This window comes from Nocardioides panzhihuensis (genome assembly GCF_013408335.1).
In the GTDB taxonomy this organism is placed as follows: domain Bacteria; phylum Actinomycetota; class Actinomycetes; order Propionibacteriales; family Nocardioidaceae; genus Nocardioides; species Nocardioides panzhihuensis.
The window spans coordinates 74,161-97,715 of the sequence record NZ_JACBZR010000001.1 but is presented as its reverse complement, the minus strand read 5'-3'; the positions used below and the strand labels follow the sequence as shown (position 1 = coordinate 97,715).

20 protein-coding genes are annotated in these 23,555 nt (G+C 69.6%); 6 read left to right on the top strand and 14 right to left on the bottom strand.

What is annotated here, in order from left to right; all coding sequences use genetic code 11:
- Positions 1 to 24: 24 nt before the first annotated feature.
- Positions 25 to 480 carry a MaoC/PaaZ C-terminal domain-containing protein gene (locus BJ988_RS00390; protein ID WP_179656157.1) on the top strand — a complete coding sequence of 152 codons (456 nt, stop codon included), beginning with the start codon at positions 25 to 27 and terminating at the stop codon, positions 478 to 480.
- A 149-nt stretch (positions 481 to 629) separates the two neighbouring features.
- Here the strand turns inward: BJ988_RS00390 and BJ988_RS00385 are convergent, their stop codons facing one another.
- The 5 genes from BJ988_RS00385 to BJ988_RS00365 form a co-directional block, all read right to left on the bottom strand.
- Complete coding sequence (locus BJ988_RS00385) at positions 630 to 1,673, bottom strand: S66 family peptidase (RefSeq protein ID WP_179656156.1); 1,044 nt, start codon at positions 1,671 to 1,673, stop codon at positions 630 to 632.
- A 479-nt stretch (positions 1,674 to 2,152) separates the two neighbouring features.
- The gene (locus BJ988_RS00380) at positions 2,153 to 3,436 is read right to left on the bottom strand and encodes a thymidine phosphorylase (RefSeq protein WP_179656155.1); all 1,284 of its coding nucleotides are present in this window, start codon (positions 3,434 to 3,436) and stop codon (positions 2,153 to 2,155) included.
- 139 nt (positions 3,437 to 3,575) lie between these two features.
- Positions 3,576 to 4,193 carry a hypothetical protein gene (locus tag BJ988_RS00375; protein ID WP_179656154.1) on the bottom strand — a complete coding sequence of 206 codons (618 nt, stop codon included), beginning with the start codon at positions 4,191 to 4,193 and terminating at the stop codon, positions 3,576 to 3,578.
- 17 nt (positions 4,194 to 4,210) lie between these two features.
- A complete protein-coding gene (locus BJ988_RS00370; RefSeq protein ID WP_179656153.1) occupies positions 4,211 to 4,846 on the bottom strand; it encodes a hypothetical protein in 636 nt (211 codons plus the stop codon).
- A 63-nt stretch (positions 4,847 to 4,909) separates the two neighbouring features.
- The gene (locus BJ988_RS00365; RefSeq protein WP_179656152.1) at positions 4,910 to 5,323 is read right to left on the bottom strand and encodes a cytidine deaminase; all 414 of its coding nucleotides are present in this window, start codon (positions 5,321 to 5,323) and stop codon (positions 4,910 to 4,912) included.
- Between the two features lie 180 nt (positions 5,324 to 5,503).
- On the opposite strand from BJ988_RS00365, the gene BJ988_RS00360 reads away from it, so the two are divergent.
- From BJ988_RS00360 to BJ988_RS00345, 4 genes are all read left to right on the top strand, one after another.
- Complete coding sequence (locus tag BJ988_RS00360) at positions 5,504 to 6,592, top strand: BMP family ABC transporter substrate-binding protein (protein WP_179656151.1); 1,089 nt, start codon at positions 5,504 to 5,506, stop codon at positions 6,590 to 6,592.
- Between the two features lie 130 nt (positions 6,593 to 6,722).
- Positions 6,723 to 8,237: an ABC transporter ATP-binding protein gene (locus tag BJ988_RS00355; protein WP_179656150.1), complete on the top strand. Its 1,515-nt coding sequence runs from the start codon at positions 6,723 to 6,725 to the stop codon at positions 8,235 to 8,237.
- A gap of 76 nt (positions 8,238 to 8,313) precedes the next feature.
- Positions 8,314 to 9,600, top strand: a complete 1,287-nt coding sequence (locus BJ988_RS00350) for an ABC transporter permease (RefSeq protein ID WP_179656149.1) — start codon at positions 8,314 to 8,316, stop codon at positions 9,598 to 9,600.
- Between the two features lie 5 nt (positions 9,601 to 9,605).
- Positions 9,606 to 10,889, top strand: a complete 1,284-nt coding sequence (locus BJ988_RS00345; RefSeq protein ID WP_179656148.1) for an ABC transporter permease subunit — start codon at positions 9,606 to 9,608, stop codon at positions 10,887 to 10,889.
- A 76-nt stretch (positions 10,890 to 10,965) separates the two neighbouring features.
- On the opposite strand, the gene BJ988_RS00340 is transcribed toward BJ988_RS00345, so the two are convergent.
- The 5 genes from BJ988_RS00340 to BJ988_RS00320 form a co-directional block, all read right to left on the bottom strand.
- Positions 10,966 to 12,162, bottom strand: coding sequence for an amidohydrolase (locus BJ988_RS00340; RefSeq protein ID WP_179656147.1), 1,197 nt, complete (start codon positions 12,160 to 12,162; stop codon positions 10,966 to 10,968).
- A 12-nt stretch (positions 12,163 to 12,174) separates the two neighbouring features.
- Complete coding sequence (meaB, locus tag BJ988_RS00335) at positions 12,175 to 13,173, bottom strand: methylmalonyl Co-A mutase-associated GTPase MeaB (RefSeq protein ID WP_425490773.1); 999 nt, start codon at positions 13,171 to 13,173, stop codon at positions 12,175 to 12,177.
- Between the two features lie 4 nt (positions 13,174 to 13,177).
- Positions 13,178 to 14,875, bottom strand: coding sequence for a protein kinase domain-containing protein (locus BJ988_RS00330; RefSeq protein ID WP_179656145.1), 1,698 nt, complete (start codon positions 14,873 to 14,875; stop codon positions 13,178 to 13,180).
- Between the two features lie 142 nt (positions 14,876 to 15,017).
- Positions 15,018 to 17,204: a methylmalonyl-CoA mutase gene (scpA, locus tag BJ988_RS00325; RefSeq protein WP_179656144.1), complete on the bottom strand. Its 2,187-nt coding sequence runs from the start codon at positions 17,202 to 17,204 to the stop codon at positions 15,018 to 15,020.
- Complete coding sequence (locus BJ988_RS00320; protein ID WP_179656143.1) at positions 17,201 to 19,000, bottom strand: methylmalonyl-CoA mutase family protein; 1,800 nt, start codon at positions 18,998 to 19,000, stop codon at positions 17,201 to 17,203. The genes scpA and BJ988_RS00320 overlap by 4 nt, the downstream gene beginning before the upstream one ends.
- An 89-nt stretch (positions 19,001 to 19,089) precedes the next feature.
- On the opposite strand from BJ988_RS00320, the gene BJ988_RS00315 reads away from it, so the two are divergent.
- Positions 19,090 to 19,518 (top strand): hypothetical protein, encoded by a 429-nt coding sequence (locus tag BJ988_RS00315; protein WP_179656142.1) that lies wholly within the window; start codon positions 19,090 to 19,092, stop codon positions 19,516 to 19,518.
- Here the strand turns inward: BJ988_RS00315 and BJ988_RS00310 are convergent.
- From BJ988_RS00310 to BJ988_RS00295, 4 genes are read right to left on the bottom strand one after another with little or no spacing between them, the layout of a single operon-like run.
- Positions 19,515 to 19,850, bottom strand: a complete 336-nt coding sequence (locus BJ988_RS00310) for a DUF1707 SHOCT-like domain-containing protein (RefSeq protein ID WP_179656141.1) — start codon at positions 19,848 to 19,850, stop codon at positions 19,515 to 19,517. The genes BJ988_RS00315 and BJ988_RS00310 overlap by 4 nt on opposite strands.
- On the bottom strand, positions 19,850 to 21,394 hold the full coding sequence (locus tag BJ988_RS00305) for a sulfatase-like hydrolase/transferase (protein ID WP_179656140.1): 1,545 nt from the start codon (positions 21,392 to 21,394) through the stop codon (positions 19,850 to 19,852). Before BJ988_RS00305 ends, BJ988_RS00310 begins: the two co-directional genes overlap by 1 nt.
- A gap of 40 nt (positions 21,395 to 21,434) precedes the next feature.
- Entirely contained in the window at positions 21,435 to 22,193 is a 759-nt protein-coding gene (locus BJ988_RS00300) for a GntR family transcriptional regulator (protein WP_179656139.1), read from the bottom strand.
- A gap of 4 nt (positions 22,194 to 22,197) precedes the next feature.
- On the bottom strand, positions 22,198 to 23,520 hold the full coding sequence (locus BJ988_RS00295; RefSeq protein WP_179656138.1) for a HupE/UreJ family protein: 1,323 nt from the start codon (positions 23,518 to 23,520) through the stop codon (positions 22,198 to 22,200).
- Between the last annotated feature and the right edge of the window lie 35 nt (positions 23,521 to 23,555).

Below are 23,555 nucleotides of genomic sequence, written 5' to 3'. Positions count from 1 at the left end.
CCGCATCAGGCTAGATTCCGGGCTGTGCGCACATTCACCTCTCTCGAAGAAGTCTCCGCCGCCGCCGGTTCCGAGATCGGCACCGGAGAATGGCTCCAGGTCGACCAGGACCGCGTCAACGCGTTCGCCGACGCCACCGGTGACCACCAGTGGATCCACGTGGACGAGTCACGGGCCAAGGAGGGTCCGTTCGGGGGCACCATCGCCCACGGCTACCTCACGCTGTCCCTGCTCCCCTACCTCGGTGTGAGCGTCTACTCGCTGGAGACGCCCGGCGCGAAGCTCAACTACGGCCTCAACAAGGTCCGGTTCCCCACCCCGGTCCTGGTCGGCTCCCGCGTCCGCGCGGCCGTCGCCTTCGGTGAGGTCACCGAGCTCCCCACCGGTCTCCAGCTCGTCGTCAAGACCACCGTCGAGATCGAGGGCGCCGAGAAGCCCGCGTGCGTCGCGGAGTCCGTCGTCCTCCTCCTCGAGTCCTAACGCTGGTCGAAGGCCACTTCGTTCAGACCTCGGAGCCACTAGGCGGAGGCGTGTCGAGACCAACACAGTCGTATTCGAGCGCCGCTGGCACCGTGTTGGTCTCGACACGCTCGGCCGCAGGCGGCCTCCCGGCTCGACCAACGGCCGGCTCAGGAGTAGTCGGCCCACAGTCGCTGGGTCGTGCCGTCGACGGTCATCTCGCCGCCGTACGGCACGATCCACTGCGGCCGGGTGTGCCCGAACGGCGGGCCCACGACGACCATCGCGTCGGGGTTGTAGCGGGCGACGGTCTCGATCGCCGCGTCGCGCTGCTCGGCCCGCTTCGCGGCGCGCTCCTCCGCGCTGGGACGGCGTTCGAAGTCAGAGGTCGGCGGGCGCCCGACGACGACCGCGTCGACCGCCTCGAGCAGCCCGCGCTCACCTAGCGCGCGTGCGATCCACCCGAACTCGTGAGCCGGAATGAGCTCCTCGGAGGTCTCCAAGAGGAGTACGCCGCCCGCCAGCACCTCCGGGTCGGTCGGGAAGCGTCCGGCGGTCAGCACCCACTGGAGGATCTCGATGCAGCCGCCCCAGGTGCGGCCGGTGATCTTCCGTTCGGGGCCCGCCCAGGTCCAGGGCTCGGTCGCCTCACGCTCACCGTATTCGGTCAGCGCACGCGGGTCCTGCCAGTCGTGCCCGATGTCCTCGGACTCGCCCGGCTCGGTGATCTCCAGGCTGCCGCCGGTGAGGAGGGCGGCCTTGAGCGAGGCCTCGTGGATCGGGTCGAGCCCCGGCCCCGGTCCGAGGTGGACCTGGGTCGAGCCGCCGTGGAACGCGGCGACGCCGTTGGTCCACAGCCAGTTGAGCAGGTTGGTGTTGTCGCTGTAGCCGAGGAAGGGCTTCGGGTCGGCTCTCAGGAGGTCGGCGTCGAGATGCGAGATCACGGTGATCTGGTCCTCGCCCCCGATGGTCGCCAGCACCGCCCGGATCTCCGGGTCGGCGAACGCCGCGTTCACGTCCGCCGCGCGCTCCTGCGCCGTCGCGCCCAGCTTTCGGGTCGTCGGATACTCCACGGGCACCAACCCGGTCACCTCGGCCAGCCGCGCCATCGCCTGCTCGTGGATCGCCGGCGCCACCCCGGGCGCAGCGAACGAGGGTGACAGCACGGCGACCTTGTCGCCCGCGACGGCCTTGGGTGGCTTGACGATCTTCATGGCCGAAGTCTGGCTGCGCGCGGGCCTGCGATGCGAATGGTTATCCACCCGCTGCTGGGGCGGGCAGCACTTTCCTACCTAGGTGGGGAAGTGCGGCCGCGTCTGCGCGACTCGCGGAGCACTTTCCCACCTAGGTGGGGGAGGTGTCGCCGCGTTCCGGCAGGACGCGGAGCAGTTGCCTGCCCAAGCGGAGAGGTGCTACCGACACCACCCGGCGGAACAGTTTCCCGCCGCGGCGCGAAACTGCAGCCACCCCGACTCACGCTGCCGAGCACTTCCCCACCCGAGTGGGAAAGTGCTCGGTCGCTCCGGCATAACCGGCAGAGCACTCCCCCGCCCAGGCGGAAAGGTGCCACCGTTCCAGCAGCACCCACAGAGCAACTCCCCGCCCAAGCGGGAAGTGTCACCGCCTACACCCCGCAGAACACTTCCCCGCCACGGCGGGGAAGTGCCACCTCCCCGACAGCAAGAAAGCTCCGTCAGCCGATCCGGTCGAGGATCAGCGGCGTCGCCTCGTACGCCGCCCCGTCCCCGATCTCGTAGCCACCCTCGAGCGCCGCGAGCGCCCGGTCGAACCGCTCCGGCGTGTCGGTGTGGAGCGTGAACAGTGGCGCGCCTGCGGTCACCTCGTCGCCAGGGCGAGCGTGCCAGGTGACCCCGGCCCCGGCCTGGACCCGGTCCTCCTTGCGCGCCCGCCCCGCGCCGAGCCGCCACGCTGCGAGCCCGACGGCCATCGCGTCGAGCCGGGTCAGCACACCGGCGGTCGGTGCGGTGACCACGTGGGTTTCTCGCGCGACCGGCAGCGGTGCCGACGGGTCGCCGCCCTGGGCGGAGATCATCGCCCGCCAGGCGTCCATGGCCTTGCCGGAGGCGAGCAGGTCGGCCGGGTCCGGGCCGGAGACACCGGCTGCGGCGAGCATCTCCCGGGCCAGCGCGACGGTGAGCTCGACGATGTCGGCAGGGCCGCCGCCGGCGAGGACCTCGACGGACTCCGCGACCTCGATCGCGTTGCCCGCGGTCAGGCCGAGCGGCGTGGCCATGTCGGTCACGAGCGCGACCGTGTTGACGCCTGCATCGGTGCCGAGGTCGACCATGGTGCGCGCCAGCTCCTGCGCGGACGGCAGCGTCTTCATGAACGCCCCGGCCCCGACCTTGACGTCGAGCACCAGCGCACCGGTGCCCTCGGCGATCTTCTTGGACATGATCGAGGAGGCGATCAGCGGGATCGCCTCGACGGTGCCGGTGACGTCGCGCAGCGCGTAGAGCTTGCGGTCGGCCGGAGCGAGCCCTTCACCGGCCGCGCAGATCACCGCGCCGACCGACCCGAGCTGGGCCATCATCTCCTCGTTGGACAGCGAGGCCCGCCAACCGGGGATCGACTCGAGCTTGTCGAGCGTGCCACCGGTGTGGCCGAGCCCGCGACCGGACAGCTGCGGGACCGCGACGCCGCACGCGGCGACCAGCGGCGCGAGCGGCAGCGTGATCTTGTCGCCCACGCCGCCGGTGGAGTGCTTGTCGGCGGTCGGCCGGTCCAGGGAGGAGAACGACATCCGCTCCCCCGAGGCGATCATCGCGGCCGTCCACCGCGCGATCTCGCGCCGCGACATCCCGTTGAGCAGGATGGCCATGTTGAGGGCCGACATCTGCTCCTCGGCCACGTCGCCGGCCGTGTAGGCCTTGATCATCCAGTCGATCTGCGAGTCGCTCAGCTCGCCACCGTCGCGCTTGGCGAGGATCACCTCGACCGCATCATGTTCCGCCATGCGGACAGCGTAAGGCGAGGGACCCGCAGGTTCCCACCGGACGACCCCCCTGGCCCAAGACCGGCCGGAGAAGTGGTCATTCCGGGGCCGTCACCACCACTCCCGACGGCCCGAAGTGACCACTTCGATCATCGGCGGTTCACGGTCGCAACGCGTCGACGACCTCGACCCCGAGCTCCTCGAGCCCGTCGACATCGACACCGGCTCGGAGGATCGTCACCTGCAGGTACGCGCTGCCCCCGACGTGCTCCACCCGGTTGTGAACCGTGCCCGCACCCGCCGCAGCTTCGACGCTGTCGTCCTCACCGCTGCGAACCTCGGTGGCGGCACACCACTTGTCAGGAACCTCGTCGTAGCTTCCCTCAGGGATGCCAGGGGCCTGCGGAACCGTGGTGAACATCTTGAGCCCACCGCAACGCATTGAGACGAAGCGCTCCGGGTCCTCCTCCATCCGTTCGGCAGGCCCGGTTCCACCGATCGTGATGAGACTGATGAGGACCGAGGTCTCCCCGGTCGAGGTGGTGCCTCGGAACGAGCACATCGAAGTGCTGTCCGCCGAGTCCGTACGTCGAACGTCACCGACCTGGCTGAGCTCCGGCGGAATCACGCCGGACACGTTCGAGCAGATGTCGGCGGGAACGGCTCCCGCGTCGTTCTCGTCCGTCCCGAGCAGCGCGATCGCGCCACCGACCACCCCCGCGACCACAGCCAGTGCGACCGCGGTCCCGCCGAGCAACGGAAGCACCACCCGTGACATTGCCGAACCCCTGGATGTCATGACAGCTCGCTCTCCGCCGCGTCGAGGATCTCGACCAGGCGTACGTCGAGACGGGGATGCTCGCTCCGGTCGGGATCCACCGTGATGCTGAGCGAGTCCGCGAGCATCCGCCCGGCCCAAGCGGTGCCGCTCCCGGGCTTCACCGAGACGCAGGTGCGCTCGTCCATGACGCCACCACCCGGTAGCTGCTCGCCCGGCAGCGTCACCACGCCACCCGCCCGCTGACCGTCATGGCAGTCCCGTACCCAGTCGATGAGGGGATTGAGGTTGCGCAGCTCGATCTCGAAGCTCGCCTCACGGCTGTGTCCGTACTCGTCGGAGTCGGGGTTCGCCTCGGTGAGGGTGCAGCTGCCCCCGTAGTCCAGACCGAAGGTGTCCCCGGAGAGATCGTCACCGACGTAGTCCATGCCGAGCCTCTCGGCGATCCGGTAGCAGTAGTTCTCGCCGGCCAGCGCCGCGACGTTCGGCCGCTCGTCGTCACTGCCGGCCGCGCCCACGATCACGAAGATCCCGGCCCCGATCACGCCGAGGACCAGGCCGCCGGTGATCCCGACCGCGAACCAGGCCCACCGCCCCGGTCCGGACGACCGCTGCGGCGCAGGCGGCGGAGGGGCGGGCGCTGCGTACGTCATCGTGATCTCCGATGTGTGGCTGCCCGAACCTGGGCCGCACGGTTTGGTGACGCTAGGGGTTGATTAGGCGAGGTCCTCGGGACCGAAGGCGTCGGGGAGGACCTCGGACATCGGCTTCACACCCGAGACGGTCATCAGCAGCAGCTCCGGTCCGCCGTTCTCCCACAGCAGCTGGCGGCAGCGGCCGCACGGCATGATGACCTCGCCGGACCCGTTGACGCAGACGACGTGGGTGAGCGAGCCGCCTCCGGTCATGTGCAAAGAGGAGACCAGTCCACACTCCGCACACAGCGTCACGCCGTAGCCCGCGTTCTCCACGTTGCACCCTTGCAGCAGACGCCCGTCGTCTGCATAGCCGGCGACTCCGACGGGATAGTTGGAGTAGGGCGCGTACGCATGTTTTGCGGCGTCGACGGCGTGCGCACGCAGTCCTTCCCAGTCAAAGCCGTCTGCGGCGTACGTCTGTTTCTCGGTCATGGTCCGACCTTAGAGGCTGTCCAGATAACCGAATGCAACGTAGGAGGCTTAGGCTTCGCCGAGATCAAAAGTTGGTAACCGTTCACGTAATCCCTGGAATTGCTCGGTCATAGGGGAGAGCGTTCGGACCATGAACGTCCTTTGCGCCGCATTTCGCGGAGCAACGACCTGGAGGCACCAGTGAAGAACAACATCAAGAAGGCCGCCGCCGGCGGTTTCGTCGCGGTCCTGACCACAGCCGCGCTCGCCGCGTGTGGAGAGGCGCCGGCCGAGCGCGCCGGGGAGGGGAAGAGCGACTACCTTCCCTGCATCGTCTCCGACGAGGGCGGCTTCGACGACAAGTCGTTCAACCAGCTCAGCTACGAGGGCATCAAGGCGGCGGCCGACGAGCTGGGCACGAAGCCGAAGCCTGTCGAGTCCAACAGCCCCAACGACTACACCTCCAACCTGGAGAGCCTGGTCGGGCAGGGCTGCGACACCATCGTGACCGTCGGTTTCGCGCTGTCCGCCGCGACCATCGAGTCCGCCAAGGCCAACCCCGAGACCGAGTACGTCCTGATCGACGACGCGGCCGACGCCGACTTCGACGGCAAGACCGACGCCGAGAACATCAAGCCGATCCTCTACGACACCGCGCAGGCCGCGTTCCTGGCCGGCTACGTCGCCGCCGACTACACCAAGACCGGCGTCGTTGGCACCTACGGCGGCCAGCCCTTCCCGACCGTGACGATCTTCATGGACGGCTTCAAGCAGGGCGTGGAGTACTACGCGAAGACGAAGAAGAAGGACGTCAAGGTCGTCGGCTACGAGGGTGGCGAGAAGGGTTCGTTCACCGGTGAGTTCGTCGCCAACGAGAAGGCCACCAACACCGCCCGCCAGATCATTCAGCAGGACGCCGACGTGATCCTGCCGGTCGGCGGCCCGATCTACCAGGGCGCGCTCACCGCGATCGAGGACTCCGGCAAGGAGGTCGCCCTGATCGGTGTCGACGCCGACTTCTACGAGACCGACCCGAAGACCCAGGACGTCGTGCTCACCTCGATCCTGAAGAACATGAAGACCTCCACCACGGACGTCGTCAAGGCCGCCGGTGAGGACGAGTTCGACGCGACGCCGTACGTCGGCACCCTCGAGAACGACGGGGTCGGCCTGGCGCCGTTCCACAACTTCGAGTCGAAGGTCTCCGACACCCTTCCGGCCGAGATCGAGGAAGTCACCGCCGGGATCAAGGACGGCTCGATCAAGGTCAACTCCTACCTGGCGAAGTAACCCCCTCCGGGGTCTGAAACGAAGTGGCCCCCGCTCGTCGGGGTCCACCACGGCGAGGGGGCCGGCGAACCCGGCCCCCTCACCACGTACCTCTGGAATCTCTCCATCCCTGCAAGGAATGATCCGTGCCATGAGACTCGCGCTTCGCGACATCACCAAGCGCTTCGGCTCCCTGGTCGCCAACGACCACATCTCTCTGACCGTCGAGCCAGGTGAGATCCACTGCCTCCTCGGCGAGAACGGCGCGGGCAAGTCCACGCTGATGAACGTGCTCTACGGCCTCTACCAGGCCGACGAGGGCGAGATCCTCATCGACGACGAGCCGCAGCGTTTCAAGGGCCCCGGCGACGCGATGGCCGCCGGCATCGGCATGGTGCACCAGCACTTCATGCTCATCCCGGTCTTCACCGTCGCCGAGAACGTCATGCTCGGCCACGAGGCGACCGGTTTCGCCGGCAAGCTCGACCTCGACGCCGCCCGCAAGCTGGTCCGGGACATCTCCGAGCGCTTCGGGTTCGAGGTGGACCCCGACGCGCTCGTCGAGGACCTCCCCGTGGGCGTGCAGCAGCGCGTCGAGATCATCAAGGCCCTCTCCCGCGACGCCGAGGTGCTCGTCTTCGACGAGCCGACCGCCGTGCTGACGCCGCAGGAGACCGACGAGCTGATGGCGATCATGCGCCAGCTCAAGGAGTCCGGCACCGGCATCGTGTTCATCACCCACAAGCTCCGCGAGGTGCGGGAGGTGGCCGACCGGATCACGGTCATCCGGCGTGGCACGGTGGTCGGCGAGGCCTCCCCCGAGGCCTCCAACGCCGAGCTCGCGGCCCTGATGGTCGGCCGCCCGGTCGAGCTCAAGGTGCACAAGGAGCCGGCCGAGCCGGGCGAGCGCGCGCTGGTCGTCTCCGACCTCGTGGTCGCCGACGAGGACGGCCACGTCCACGTCGACGGCATCAGCTTCCACATCGACGCCGGCGAGATCCTTGCGGTGGCCGGCGTCCAGGGCAACGGCCAGACCGAGCTCACCGAGGCGATCGTCGGCCTGGCTCCTCACGTCGAGGGCTCGATCAACCTCGACGGCCGTGAGATCGTGGGCCGCTCGGTGCGCAAGGCCCTCGAGGCGGGCATCGGGTTCATCCCCGAGGACCGCCAGGTCGACGGCCTGGTCAGCAACTTCACCATCGCCGAGAACCTCATGCTCAACCGCAGCTATGACAAGCCCTTCGTCTCCCGCGGCTCGCTGAACCTCAAGAAGCTCGACACCTTCGCCAAGGAGAAGCTGGCGGAGTACGACGTACGCGCCCCCGGGGTCTCGACCCTGGCCGGGCAGCTCTCCGGTGGCAACCAGCAGAAGGTAGTCGTCGCTCGGGAGCTCTCCCGGGACCTGCGGCTTCTCGTCGCCTCCCAGCCGACTCGCGGCGTCGACGTCGGGTCGATCGAGTTCATCCACAAGCAGATCGTGGCGGCACGGGACTCGGGTGTCCCCGTGCTCGTCGTCTCCTCCGAGCTCGACGAGATCTCCGCTCTCGCCGACCGGATCATGGTCCTCTACCGCGGGCGGATCGTCGGCATCGTCCCCGCCGACACCTCCCGCGACAACCTTGGCCTGATGATGGCCGGCGAGACTCCTGAAGGGATTGAGTCATGAGCGAGCGCCAGCGAGCGACAACAAGCGTCAGGCCGTCGCTTCCGTATTCTTCGATCTGCCCAACGGAGGCGGCGGCATGAGTGAAAAGGGGCCGGAGCACCAGCCGGCCGACGAGCCTGCTGAGTCGACGCATGTGTCCACCGACGATCGCGTCGGTGAGGGCACCCAGGACTCGGCCTCCGACGCCGACCGGGTGCCCGAGGCGAGCCGTTGGCACCTGGCGCTGCGAGAGATCACCACCGGCAACGCGCTCGTCGCGGTGCTCTCGGTGCTGCTGGCGATGTTCTTCGGGTCGCTGATGATCCTCTTCACCGACGAGGACGTCCGCTACGGTCTCTCCTACTTCTTCGCCCGCCCCTCCGACACGTTCTTCTACGCGTGGGAGGCCATCTCCGGGGCGTACGTCTCGCTGTGGCGGGGTGCGGTCTTCAACGACCTGGGCGGCACGTTCGTCCAGCAGATCAAGCCGATCACCGAGACGCTGAAGTTCGCTGCGCCGCTGACCCTGGCCGGGCTCGGCATCGGCCTGACCTTCCGCGCCGGGCTCTTCAACATCGGTGGCCGCGGACAGATGCTGCTCGGCGGCGCCGCGGCTGCGTTCGTGGCGGTCAAGCTCGACCTGCCGATGATCGTGCACCTGCCGCTGGCGATCCTCGTCGGTGCGCTGGTCGCCGCTCTGTGGGGCGGTATCGCCGGCATCCTGAAGGCTCTCACCGGGGCCCACGAGGTGATCGTCACGATCATGCTCAACTACGTCGGCTACTACCTGGTCTTCTATGCGCTGACCCGCGAGTCGCTGCTTCAGGCGCCTGGCTCGGCCAACCCGAAGTCCGCACCGATGCCGGAGTCGGCGGTCCTGCCGGACCTGCTCGGGCCCCAGTTCAACCTGCACGCAGGGTTCCTGCTCGCGGTCCTGGCGACGTTCCTGGTCTGGTGGATCCTCAACCGTTCCTCGCTCGGATACCGGTTCCGCGCCGTGGGTGAGAACCCCGCGGCGGCGAAGGCGGCCGGCATCAACGTCGGCGTCGCCTACGCCAGCGCTTTCATGATCTCGGGCGCTCTGGTCGGCCTGGCCGGTGTCAACCAGGTGCTCGGCTCGGTGACCGACGGAGCGACCAGCGGCCTCGACGCCGCGATCGGCTTCGACGCGATCACCGTCGCGCTGCTGGGACGGTCTCGTCCGTTCGGCATCCTGGCCGCCGGAGTCCTCTTCGGCGCGTTCAAGTCGGGCGGCTTCTTCATGCAGGCCTCCGAAGGCATCCCGGTCGACATCGTCTTGGTGGTGCAGTCGCTGATCGTGCTGTTCCTCGCCGCGCCACCACTGGTGAAGGCGATCTTCCGACTCCCCACGAAGGAGGCCTGAGCACTGTGTCTGCTGTCGATCTTCCGGTCCAGGCCGACGCCAAGGGCGTCGCCGAACGCATCCCCGGCCTGTGGAAGCCGCCGATCGTCATGAGCGTGTTCACGATCCTGGTGGCGCTCCTCGTCCTGGTGAGCCCTCGCGAGGGTGACTCCACCTTCCGGTGGAGCCGCGAAGGCGACTGGTTCGCCATCCCGGACGTCTCGCTCCCCGCCAACGGCATCGTCTGGGCCGCTGTGCTGTTGTGCCTGCTCTGCACGGCGTTCGCCGCCTGGCGGTCCTACTCCAGGCTCAAGACTCCCCTGGTCGTGATCGCTGCCTTCGCGGTGTTCGCGGTGAGCGGCTTCCTGGCCTGGGCGGTCGCGGGCAAGACCCTTCCCGTGGTCGGTCTGCTCGCCGGCGCGCTCGCGCTGGCGGTGCCTCTGGTGTTCGGTGCGCTGGGCGGCGTAGTCGGTGAGCGCGCGGGCGTGGTCAACATCGCCATCGACGGGCAGCTGCTCTTCGGCGCCTTCGGCGCGGCGATCACCGCCTCGATCACCGGGTCGCCGTGGGCGGGACTGGTCGCGGCGATGGTCGCCGGCATGCTCGTCGCGCTGCTGCTCGGTCTCTTCGCGATCACCTACTGGGTGGAGCAGGTCATCGTGGGCGTCGTCCTCAACGTGCTGGTGATCGGGTTCACCAGCTTCATGTTCTCCCAGGTCCTCTCCGGGAACGCCGGCGCGCTCAACAACCCTCCGCACTTCCCGCGCCTGGAGATCCCGCTGCTGTCCGGCATCCCGGTCCTCGGCCCGATCTTCTTCCGCCAGACCGTGCTGGTCTACGTGATGTACGCCGCGGTCTTCCTGGTCGCCTGGGCGCTCTACCGCTCCAAGTGGGGCCTGCGCGTCCGTGCGGTCGGCGAGCACCCGAAGGCCGCCGACACCGTCGGCATCGACGTGATCGCCACTCGCTATCGGACGGTGCTGCTGGCCGGCGCGATCGTGGGCATCGGCGGGGCGACGTACACGCTCGTCTCGGTGCCGTCCTTCGGTCGCGAGATGACCGGCGGTGCGGGCTATATCGCCTTGGCTGCGGTCATCTTCGGCAAGTGGGACCCGATCAAGGCCACCCTGGCGGCGCTGCTCTTCGGCTTCGCGTCCAACGTCGAGTCGGTGCTCTCGGTCATCGGCTCGCCGGTGCCGTCGCAGTTCATGCTGATGCTGCCGTACGTGGTGACGATCTTCGCCGTCGCCGGCCTGGTCGGGCACTCACGTGCACCTGCCGCCGACGGCGTGCCATATCGAAAAGGCTGACCCGCCGAATACTGCACGTGTGGGCGACGAAAACTCCCGTTTCGTCGCCCACAGGTGATTTCTCGGCTCGCCGTTCCTACCGATTCGGCGGGGCGAGGGCGCGATGGGCGGCGGCGGCCAGGACCTTGGCGCCGACACCGACCGCGCGCTCGTCGATCCGCAGGTCGCCCTGGTGGAGGTCGTAGGTGGGGCCGCCGGGAGTGCGTACGCCGAGGCGGAACATCGACCCCGGGACCTGCTCCTGATACCAGCCGAAGTCCTCGCCACCGAGGCTCTGCGCGGAGACGACCGCGCCCCGCTCGCCGAGGAGGTCGCTGACCGTGTCGACGAGGATCTGGTGGGACTCCTCGTCGTTGCTCACCGGCGGGACGCCTCGTGTGTAGTCGACCGCAGCCGTCACGCCGTAGGGGGCGATGATCTCCGCGACGACCTCGCGCACCACGTGCTCGACCTCGCTCCAGGCGTCGCTGTCGAGGATCCGCACCGTTCCTCCGACAGAGCCGTGGGCGGGGATCACGTTGTGGGCCAGGCCGGCCGAGACCTTGCCCCACACCACGCTGATGCCGGCTCGGGGGTCCATCCGCCGGCTCAGGATCACAGGTAGCTCGGTGGTCACCTTGGCGAGCGCGAAGACCAGGTCACCGGTCAGGTGCGGACGCGAGGTGTGACCGCCGGTGCCGCTGAGATGCACATCGATCACGTCGGACGCGCTGGTCAGCGACCCGGAACGGAGCCCGACGCGCCCGACGTCCACGGTCGGGTCGCAGTGCAGCGCGAAGATCCGCTCCACGTCGTCGAGCGCACCCAGGCTCATCAGGTGAAGCGCACCGCCGGGCATGACCTCCTCGGCGGGCTGGAACAGCAGGCGTACGCCCCCGGGCAACGGTGACTCCCGGTGCAGGTCGGCCAGCGCCAGACCGGCGCCGAGCAGGGCTGTGGTGTGCACGTCGTGGCCGCAGGCGTGGGCGACCCCGGGGACGGTGCTCGTCCAGACGTCGGTGGTGACGTCGTCGACGGGCAGGGCGTCCATGTCGCCGCGCAGCGCGACGACCTTCGAGTCCGTCCCGTCCCCGCCCAGGTCGGCGATCAGCCCGGTCGTGGACGGCCGGTCGACCTGCCAACCGGCCTTCTCCAGCCGCTCGACGATCAGCTCGGTGGTGCGATGCTCCTGCCAGGAGAGCTCCGGGTGCGCGTGGATGTCGCGGCGCAGGTCGATCAGCTCGGCGTCGTAGGCATCGACTCGCTCGGCGAGGAAGGCAGCAGGCTCCAGCATGGTCCTGTCAGACTAATCCCTGTCGTAGGCGGCGAGGATCCGGTCCGCGGCGACGGTCGCCGGAAGCTCCCCGGAGAGCACCTCGGCACGCACCTGGTCGCGGATCGCCTTGACGCCTTCGGAGTGCTTGAGCCGCTGGTCGAGCTCGTCGCGGACGAGCGCCCAGGTGAAGTCGAGCTGCTGCTCGGCGCGCTTGGTGTGCAGGCCGTCCTCGCCGAGGTGCTCGCGATGGGCCATCACCTGCTCCCAGACCGAGTCGACCCCCGCGTCGTGCAGCGCCGAGGCGGTGACCACCGGAGGCGCCCACTCCTCGCGCGAGCGCACCAGCCGGAGCGCGCCGGCGAGCTCGCGCGCGGCCGCACGCGCCTCCTGGGCACGGTTGGGGTCATCGGGGTCCGCCTTGTTGACCGCGATCACGTCGGCGATCTCCAGGATGCCCTTCTTGATGCCCTGCAGCTGGTCGCCGGTGCGCGCGATGGTGAGGAACAGGAACGTGTCCACCATCCCCGCGACCGTCACCTCGGACTGACCGACGCCGACCGTCTCGACCAGCACCACGTCGTACCCGGCAGCCTCCAGCACCGCCATCGCCTGCACGGTCGCCCGGGCGACGCCGCCGAGCGTCCCGGCGGACGGCGAGGGCCGGATGAAGGCGTTGGGGTCCACCGAGAGTCGCTGCATACGCGTCTTGTCGCCCAGGACGGAGCCGCCGGTGCGTACCGAGGACGGGTCGACCGCCAGCACCCCGACCTTGAGGCCGTTGGCGGTCAGCCGGCTGCCGAGCGCCTCGATGAAGGTCGACTTGCCGACCCCCGGCACCCCCGAGATCCCGACCCGCACGGTGTCGCCCGCCGGGAGCTTGGTGAGCAGCTCGCGGGCGATGTCGCGGTGCTGCGGCTTGGTCGACTCCACCAAGGTGATCGCTCGTGACACCGCCGCCCGCTTGCCGTCGCTGATGCCGTCGAGAAGGTCTTGTACGTCGGGCCCTGGCATGGCCAGCACCCTAGCCAATCGGTCAGCGAGCGTCTCGCAGGACGTCGCGGACGGCACCGGGCAGCTGGTCCGCCCGCCCGTCGTCGAGGGGCATCCACGAGACGCCCACCTGCAGCGCGAACCAGGCGGCGGCCGCGGCGAGGATCGCCAGGGCGATGACGGCGACGATCCAACGCTGGGGTGGCGAGGACGCGACGCGGACGATCGGGCCGACGGTGTCACGGACCCGTTGCGAGGCGAGCCAGGCCGCGGACATGAAGGTCATCGCGGCGGCGTAGAGCGCGGCCGTCGGCGGCAGCCCGAGGACGTAGCAGCCCAACCCGACGGCAGCCGCGATCACCCCCGTCAACGCAGTCAGCACCACGGTTCCCGGGATGGCACGCACCAGGTCCCACGGTGAGCGGACGAGGGCCCACATCCCGTCGTACCACTTGCGCCCACGCGCCTCGCGGCGCTTCGACAGCTGGTCGGCGGCCAGCGACACGGCTCGCACCAGCCAGACCCCGGCGCAGAGCAGGGCCACACCCAAGAACGGGTACGCAGCCACGACCCCGGCGAGGATCGCGGCGAGCGCGACGAGGACCAGGAAGTGCCTCGGACCCGGCCAGCGTCTGAGGTTCTTGTGCTTGCTGGGCGGGCTCCACCCCGACTCGGGCTGCGGCGCCGGTGGCGGCGACTGCGGATCGAACCGGCGCACGACGACGGGCTCGGCCGGCGCATCCGTGGCGGTCACCGCGGTCGGCGGCACCTCCTCCACCTCGGTCAGGGCATCACCGGCGGCGGCCGGGTCGACCAGCGTCGCCTTCGGCTGCACGGCGTCCACCGGCGCGGCGGCCAGCGGCATCGTCACCGGCAGGACCTTGGTGACCGCCGCGGCGTCGCCACCTCCGGACCACGCCACCTCAGGCTCCATCAGCCACTCGCGCAGCTCCTCGAGGCCGGGTCGGTCCGCGGGATCGGTCGCCAGCGCCGCCGCCAGGACCTCGCGCATCGACCCCTCGACTCCGTCGAGATCGTGCTGGCCGCGGCGTACGCGATCCAGGACCGCCATCGAGGGACCGGTGCCGAACGGGGGTCTGCCTAGCAGCGCATAGGCCGTGGTGGCCGCCCACGAGTGCACATCGCTGGCAGCCGTCGCCGGCACCCCTTCCAGGATCTCCGGCGCCAGATATCCCGGCGTGCCGACCAGCCAGCCGGTCAGCGTGATCTTGGGATCGTCGGCGACCCGGGCCAGCCCGAAGTCGATGAGCACCGGCGTACGCCCCTCCATCACGACGTTGGAAGGCTTTACGTCACGGTGCAGCACGTCGGCGTCGTGGCAGGCCGCGACCCCGGCGGCCAGGCAGCGCGCCAGCCAGAACCGGTCCTCACCGCGGATCGGACCGTCGTCCTTGATCCGGTCGTGGAGGGTCGGCCCCGGCACGTAGCGGGTGGCGACGTAGGGATGGTCCCCATAGGGGTCGGCGTCGAGGATCTCCGCGACCCAGGGGCTGTGCACCTGCCCCAGCGACCGGACCTCGCGCTCCAGCCGGGCGCGAGTCTCCTCGTCTCCGACGACATGCGTACGCAGCACCTTCAGCGCCACCCGCTCGCCGGTCTCCTCGTGGCGAGCCAGATGGACGACGCCCATGCCGCCCTCACCGAGCTTGCTGAGGATCTCGTAGGCCCCGACCCTCATCAGCCCGTCCCCGTATGCCCACCCGGGGCGTAGGTCCGTCACACCTTTGAGGCTAGACGAGCCCGACGCCCCTGGCGTGGACATATTCGGGTACCCGCTGGTCGAGCCGCGAGCGTCAGCGAGCGTGTCGAGACCAACACAGCCCGCTGTCGCGCTCGATGGGACCGTGTTGGTCTCGAGGCCGTCAGTGATCGAGCTGCTCGCGCAGGCGTCCGAGCAGGTCGATGGCGGAGTCGGCGATCACCGTGCCCGGGAGGAAGACCGCGGCCGCGCCCATCTGCTCGAGCGTGGCCACGTCGTCGGGCGGGATGACCCCGCCGATGACGATCATGATGTCCGGGCGACCCTGCTCCTCCAGCGCCGCCTTCAGCGCAGGGAGCAGCGCGAGGTGACCGGCAGCCAGCGACGAGACCCCGACGATGTGTACGTCGGCGTCGACCGCCTGCTGCGCGACCTCCTCGGGCGTGGAGAACAGCGGGCCCACATCGACGTCGAAGCCGAGGTCGGCAAAGGCCGTGACCACGACCTTCTGGCCACGGTCGTGGCCGTCCTGGCCCATCTTCGCGACCAGGATCCGCGGACGGCGACCCTCGGCCTCCTCGAAGTCCTTGGTCGCCTCCAGCACCTCGGTGACCTTCGAGTCACCCGACGTCGTCGCCTCGTCCCGATACACACCGGAGATGGTACGGATGACGGCTTGGTGCCGTCCCCACGCCTTCTCCATCGCGTCGGAGATCTCGCCGACGGTCGCCTTGGCCCGAGCCGCGTCGACGGCCAGCTTGAGCAGGTTGCCGTCCAGGTTGCCGGTGCCGCTGGGCTCGCTCGTCGCACCGGCCGCGTTCGTGATGGCCTCCAGGCTGCGGCGTACGTCCTCGTCGTTGCGCTCCGCACGGAGACGCTCGAGCTTGGCGAGCTGCTGCTTGTAGACCTGGTCGTTGTCGACCTTGAGCACGTCGAGCCGGTCCTCGGAGGCGAGCCGGAAGGTGTTGACGCCGATCAGCTTCTGGGCACCGGAGTCGAGACGCGCCTGGGTGCGAGCCGCGGCCTCCTCGATGCGCATCTTCGGGATGCCCTGCTCGATCGCCTTGGCCATCCCACCGGCCGCCTCGGCCTCCTGGATGTGGGCCCAGGCCCGCTCGGCGAGGTCGTGGGTGAGCTTCTCGACGTAGTAGGAGCCGCCCCACGGGTCGATGATCTCGGTGGTGCCGGACTCCTGCTGCAGCAGCAGCTGGGTGTTGCGGGCGATGCGGGCGGAGAAGTCGGTCGGCAGCGCGATCGCCTCGTCCAGCGCGTTCGTGTGCAGCGACTGGGTGTGCCCCTGGGTCGCGGCCATCGCCTCGATCGCGGTGCGGCCGACGTTGTTGAAGACGTCCTGGGCGGTCAGCGACCATCCGGAGGTCTGCGAGTGGGTCCGCAGCGATAGCGACTTCGGGTTGGACGGGTCGAACTGCGAGACCAGACGGGACCACAGCGCGCGGGCCGCGCGCATCTTGGCGACCTCCATGAAGAAGTTCATCCCGATCGCCCAGAAGAAGCTCAGCCGAGGCGCGAAGGCGTCGACGTCGAGCCCGGCGGCGAGACCGGTCCGCAGGTATTCGACCCCGTCGGCCAGCGTGTAGGCGAGCTCGAGGTCGGCCGTCGCACCGGCCTCCTGCATGTGGTAGCCGGAGATCGAGATCGAGTTGAACCGGGGCATCTTGGCGGCGGTGTAGGAGAAGATGTCGCCGATGATCCGCATCGACGCCGCCGGCGGGTAGATGTAGGTGTTGCGGACCATGAACTCCTTGAGGATGTCGTTCTGGATGGTCCCGGCCAGCTGCTCCGGCTTCACCCCCTGCTCCTCGGCGGCGGCGATGTAGAGCGCCAGCACCGGCAGCACCGCACCGTTCATCGTCATCGAGACGGACATCTCGTCGAGCGGGATGCCGTCGAAGAGCGTGCGCGTGTCGTAGATCGAGTCGATCGCCACGCCCGCCATGCCGACGTCGCCGCGCACCCGCGGGTGGTCGGAGTCGTAGCCGCGGTGGGTGGCGAGGTCGAAGGCGACCGAGAGGCCCTTCTGGCCGGCGGCCAGGTTGCGGCGGTAGAACGCGTTGGACTCCTCAGCGGTCGAGAACCCGGCGTATTGCCGGATCGTCCACGGCTGCGTCGTGTACATCGTCGGATAGGGCCCGCGCAGGAACGGGCTCAGCCCCGGGAAGGTGTCGAGCGCGTCGAGCCCGTCGAGATCCGCAGGTCCGTACGCCGGCTGGATCTCGATGCCCTCGGGGCTCAGCCACGGCGTCCCACCGGAGGTCGAGCCTGTCGAGACCTCCTCGGGCGCGGAGTCGCCCAGAAGGGGGATGCCCTTGAAGGAGCTGGGAATCGTCATGAGAGCTTCTCCCTCGTAGCGGTCAGGAAGGCGAGCGCGTCGACGCCCATCGAGGCGGCGTCGTCCACCTCGGCGTCGACGGCGTCGGGCTTCCCGGCGATGATCACGTGCGTGGCACCCGCCTCACGGAGGGCTGCGATCGCGTCTGCACCCCATGCGGCGTACGTCTTGTCCGACCCGGCCAGGCAGACGACCGGCGGTGCGCCGGCCGAGCGGTACTTCCCGGTGAGCTCCTCGGCGTCGCTGGTCGCGCCGGCGACCTCGACGCCGATGCCGCCGGCGGCGAGCAGGTTGGTCGCGAAGGTCGCCCGGGCGGTGTGCTGGGCGACCGTGCCGATGGTGGCGAGGAAGACCTTGCCGGTGGCCGGGGCGTCGCGCAGAGCCTCGAAGGAGGCGCCGTAGCGCACGGCCCGGTCGTTCAGCGGGTCAGCGGGCCGCTCGGGGAGCGTCTCGGCGAGGTTGGGGAACTCCGTGAGCCCGGTGATCGGCCGCTTGCGCCGCGCGATCGCCTTCTCCCGCTCGGCCGCGACCGCGGCGACACGGTCGCGGAAGGGCGAGAAGTCGTGGCCGCCGACGGCGTTGGCCCCGGTCCACTCCTCCTCGAGCTGGATGAACGCCTCCCAGCCCGCGGCGGCCATGTCGGCGGTCAGCTTCTCGACGGCGAAGGAGCCACCGGCCGGGTCCGCGACGGCCGCGACGTGGGACTCGTCGATCAGCAGGTGGGACACGTTGCGGGCGATCCGGCGCCCGAACCCGTCCGGTACGCCGTTGGCGGAGTCGAAGGGCAGCACGGTCACCGCGTCGGCCCCGCCGACACCGGCGGCGAAGGCGGCGACGGTGCCGCGCAGCATGTTCACGTAGGGGTCGTACTTCGACAGCATCGGCCGCGAGCTCACCGCGTGGACACGCATCTCCACGCCCTCGCACCCGGAGAGCTCGAGCACGCGGGACCAGAGCTGGCGGGCGGCTCGAAGCTTGGCGATCGTGGGGAACTGCTCGTCGGTCGCGGCGTAGCGGAACTCGATCAGCGCAGCCGCCACGGCGGGCGAGAATCCCGCCTCGGTCAGCGCGCGCAGATACGCGACGCCCACCGCGATCGACCAGCCGAGCTCCTGGACGTCGGAGGCGCCGATGTCATGGGCGGCGGTGGCGTCGACCACGATCGCGCGCACCCCGATCCCCTGGGCCAGCCGAGCGAGGTCGACCAGCTCGGCAAAGGCCTCGTCGGGCGCCAGCGGCAGGTCGCGCAGCAGCGCACCCATCGGGTCAGCACCCAGGTTGGTCGCGGCGTGCAGGCCGGTGCCACGCTCGGCGATCAGGGCGAGCAGGCCCTGTGCGACCTTGACCGCGCCGATCGGCGCGTCGAGCACGATCGGCGCCAGGTCGAGGAGCACCTTGTCGAGGAGCACGGCGAGGTCGGTGGTCTCGTCGGCGGCGACCCACAGTGAGGAGACCCCACCGTCCAGGTCGACCAGGGCGGCCTCGTTGGCCGACTTCGCGTCGACCCCGGAGAGCCCAGAGAGCCCGGAGACGAGGGAGCGGATGTCCCAGGGGCCGGAGCGTGCGGGACGGGCCACGTCGGCGAAGGACGTGTCCGGCAGCCCGAGCGGGGCGATCCGGAGTCCGTCGAGCGAGGTGCGGGTCAGCTTGTCCCAGACGAGGGAGTCGGCGTCGTCGGACGTCAGCCGACCGCTCTTGCGGAGGACAGCAGCGGTCGCCGCCTCCCACTCTTCCTGGGAATGGGCGTCTGCCGGCTGGGCGAGGCGCAACGAGTCGTCGCGAACGGCGTCGTTCATGGATCGAACCTTAGGCCGACGGAGTGGCGGTGACCACAAAGTGTGAGGTTTACAACCGCTAACTGAGACGCGGCACTAGTTTGACCGCCGTGAAGGTACGCACTCCTGGCGGACAGGTCTACCGAGTCACCCGACGCTGGGTCCCATGGCAGCGGAAGTCACGCCAACTGAGTCTCGACGGATTCGACGTCCCCAGCCCGCCCTCAGGCGACGATCCGATCAGCGCGATCCTCATGGTGCTCTGGCTCGTCATCGCGCTGCCGCTCCTCGTCGTTGCCGTCATTGTAATGCTCCTGACCGGCATCGAGCTCCTCCTCCTGCTCGCCGTCCTCCCCTTCGCCATCGGCGCCCGGGTGGTCTTCGGCCGCCACTGGACCATCGAGGTGCGCCGCGGCTTCACCCCGATCCACGAGGAGAGCGCCGGCAGCTGGACCGCCAGCGGCGTACGCATCAAGGAGCTGGCGCGGGAGATCGAGTCGGGCAGCGTCCCCGCGGACACTCTCGCCAGGCAGTCCTAGTCCCGCCAGGGGCGCAGCAGCGGCAGACCCGTGTAGACCAACACCCACAGGGGCCAGAAGAACCCTCGGCCGGTGAGGTGCCAGACCACGACGGCGATCGCGCCGCTGACCAGAAACACCAGCAGATCGCGTACGGCGCGGAGCGCCTCCCGACCAGGCGGAGCCGGACCCTCGCCCAGATCGTCCACCACCGCGGCGAGCTCACCGGCCCGGACCGCACCCCACACCGCCGCAGCCCGCGACTCCAGCTCGGGCGCATCGAGCCGCCCGGCGGCGTACGCCTCCACGAGCCGCACCCGGGCGGCCTCCCGCTCCAGATCACCGACCCGCATCACAGCCGCTCCAGGTCGAGCGCCCGCCCGGCGGCGTACAGGTCCTTCGGGCAGGTCGACCCGGCGCAGGCCTGGTAGCGGTCGGCCAGCTTCGCGAGGGCCTTCACGGTCGCCCCGGATGCCGGGTCCGAGGCGAGGTTGTGCTGCTCATAGGGGTCCGAGGAGCGGTCGTAGACCTCGACCTGACCGGTGTGCAGGCGGGCGTAGGTCCAGGAGCCGACCCGGATCCCGGACCAGAGCCTGCGGCTGCCGTCGGTCACCCGCCAGCCGCCGACCGGGACCGCGCGCACCTGCTCGGGCGCGCGCAGCCACGGCATGATGTCGATCCCATCCGGCGCCCGAGGCGGCCGAGCCCCGGCCGCCGCCAGCAGGGTCGCGGCGAGATCCGGATTGGTGACCGGGGTCCGCACCGTCCGGCCGCGAGGCACCCCGGGGCCGCTCATCAGCACCGGGATCCGCAGCGACTCGTCGTAGTGCCAGAGCTTGCCGTTGAGGTTGTGGTAGCCGTTGGAGAAGCCGTTGTCGGAGGTGAAGACGACCAGCGTTCGCTTCAGCTCGCCGCTCTTCCGGAGCGATCCGATCAGCGAGGCGATGTTGCGGTCCAGGCTGCGGATGGCCTCGAGGCGTCGCTGGTAGGCGATCCGGAGCGCGTCCTTCTTCTGCTGGTCGAACCGCCCGCGCGCCGGCGAGCCCTTCGCATATCCGGAGGTGTCGTCGGGAAACAGGTTGGGCCGCGACGGGATCGGCACGTTGTCGTAGACACCACGATCCTGCTGGTCGGGCACAGTCACAGAGAGCGCGGCATCGGTGCCGGGGTAGACCTGCTTCGGATCGTCGGGACCGCTGGGTGCCCCATGGTGCGGCGCGACGTAGTTCACCCACGCGAACCAGGGCTTTCGGCTCGCGCGCCCGGCCGCGATCCCGGCTTTCGCGTGCTCGGTGATGACGGTCGAGGAGTAGCCCTTCGATTTGATGATCTCGCCGTTGACGTTGAACTTCGGCGAGCGGAAGTTGTAGGTCGACGGGTCCACGGTCGCGCGCCACTGGTCCCATCCGGGCGGTAGGTCGCCGCGGGTCTCACCCTCGCCGTAGCCGTTGAGGTACTTCCCCGCCAGGATCGTCGAGTAGCCCGCCTCCTGCAGCGAGGTGGCCACCGTCCGGGAGTCGTCGAAGGCTCGATATCCCCCGTGCGGCCCCTCGATCGTGCGCGCACCGTGGTTGTGGGCGTACTGCCCGGTCAGCAGCGACGCCCGCGCCGGCACGCAGATCGGCGTCGGCGCGATCCCCTCGGAGAAGGAGACTCCGGTCCGCTCGACCAGCTTCCGCACCTGCGGCAGGTGGTCCATGTCCAGATAGGAGAGGTCGTCGACCGTGACCATCAGCAGGTTCGGCTTCTCCACGGGCCGCTCGAGACCAGGCGTACGCGTCGGGGCGGCCGCCACGGCGGCCGGCTCGTGCACCAGGCCGGTCACCGCGAGGGCGCTCATCGCGGCCGTCGCCACAGCGGCCCGCCTGCGGCGGGTGAACAGGTTGCCGACCGGCATGACCAAACACTCCAAAGTAATATGAGTTATTTAGTCTACTTTAACCCGAGGACGTCACCAGCGACAGGGACACGACATCGGGAAGGTAACGATCGTCGCTGTACTCGAAGGAGCGACCGTCGGCGAATCGCGCGGTGCGGACGACTCGCAGCAGCGGACTCCCCCGCGATACGCCGAGCAGCCGACCGTCCATGGCCGTTGCCGCGAAGGCCTCGATCCGGTGCTCGGCGTGCCCGAGACAGACACCGAGCCGACCCTCGACGACATCGGCGATCGAGGGAGCATCGGCGGACAAGGACTCGATGGTCGCGGTGAGCCACCCTGGAAACACGGTGTGCTCGACCATGGCGGGCGACCCGTCGAGGGAACGCACACGTACGACCCGCAGCACCGGGCTGCCCGGCCGTTCGCCGAGCTCACGCGCCTCCAAGGACGTGGCACGACCCCGTGCCACGTCTACGAATCGGCCTCCCGGTCTCAGCCCGGACGCCACGGCCCACTGGGCGAACGAACGCACTCCGAGGCTCTGCAGACGCGTGACCGCGTGCGCATGCCAGCGCTGGCCATGGTGTGAGACCAGATGGCTGTCGCTCTCCAGGCGCGTGAGCGCGCGTTCCACGGTGCCGCGCGCGACCCCGAACTCCCGTGCCAGGCAGGACACCGTCGGAAGCGGCTTGCCGGGCGGGTATTCACCGGCGCGGATTCGCTCCTCCAGCGTGGCGGCGACCGCGTGGTAGCGACACGAAGGGCCCACCACCGCGCTGGCGGACCGCTGTCGTACCAGGCCCGTCTCGCCCATCAGGTCACCCGAATCCGAGGAGTCGTTGGACGAACCAGAACAGACCGACGAGGGCGACACCTGCGGCGGCGACGATGCCGAGCCACCGTCCGACCGCCGGCTGCCGATGCCGCAGGACCAGGAGCACCGGGAAGACCAGCGCGATGATCACGAGCTGCACGACCTCGATGCCGAGGTTGAAGACGAGCAGCGAGCCCAACAGCCCCCACGAGAACGGCTCGTCGATCCCGAAGGCGCCAGCGAAGCCCAAGCCGTGGATCAGGCCGAAACCGAAGACCACGGCGAGCCTGACCCTCTCCCCCGAGTCCAACGATCTCAGCAGACCAGGCGACCTCGGCTCGACCTCCGTCGAGAGCCGCGTGGGCGCCACCACGGTCGTGGCACCCCCGACCGGGCCGGTCGAGACGACGGGCACGTCGCCGTTGTCCGCGGGTCGGTCGCGAGACCCGGCGACGTCATCGCCGTTGTCGCGCCACGAGCGCCACACATGCCAGGCCGCCACCGCCGCGATCGACAGCGCGATCACGGGTTCGACGATCGAGGCCGGGATCGTCACCAGGCTGAGGCTCGCCAGGATGAAGGTCACCGAGTGAGCCGCCGTGAAGGCGGTTGCGGTCAGCAGGATGTCGCGCGGACGGCGGGAGCCGACGATCAGCGCGACGAGGAACAGGATGTGGTCGATGCCGAAGAGCAGGTGCTCGGCACCGAGGACGAAGAAGTCGAGCAGCCGGGTCGGCGTCGCCTCGTCGGTGGAGAAGCTCGGGTCCTCGACGGTGAGGACCGTGTTGCCTGCGGCCTCCGGCAGCGAGTAGTCGAGGATCGTCTCAGTGCTCCCCACGAAGCCTTCCGACTCCGGGAACAGCTCGCTGGCGATCTCGTACACCGCGTCGCTCGACACCTGGGGGCACGCGTGGTCGAGCGTGACGACGATGTGGGGCACACCGTCGCGCTCGGTGGCCCGGAGCTCGTCACCCACGGTCGGCGTGCAGGCCTGACCGTCGACAGAGATGCGGAAGCGGTCGCCAAGGTATCCCAGGACGGCGTCCCGGTGCTCCCCGATCAGCCCGATGTCAGCTCCGGAGGTCGGGAAGGCGGCCTTGGCCTGGCTCTCCAGCTCCGGGTCGCCCTCCGCCTTCGCCACCGACCTGACGAGGAGGACGTACTCCATCTCGAGCTCGGTGCTGAGAACGCCATCGGTGGGCTGGGTCAGCTCGGCGTAGACCGTCGAGGTGAAGCCGTGCGCGGAAGCCGGGAGCACGAGCAGGAACGGCGCGAGCGTCGCGAGCACGGCCGCGGCGAGAAGACGTACGCAGGGAGGAGCAATCATGAGGATCCTCGATCACGAGCGGGGGAAGGAGGCTC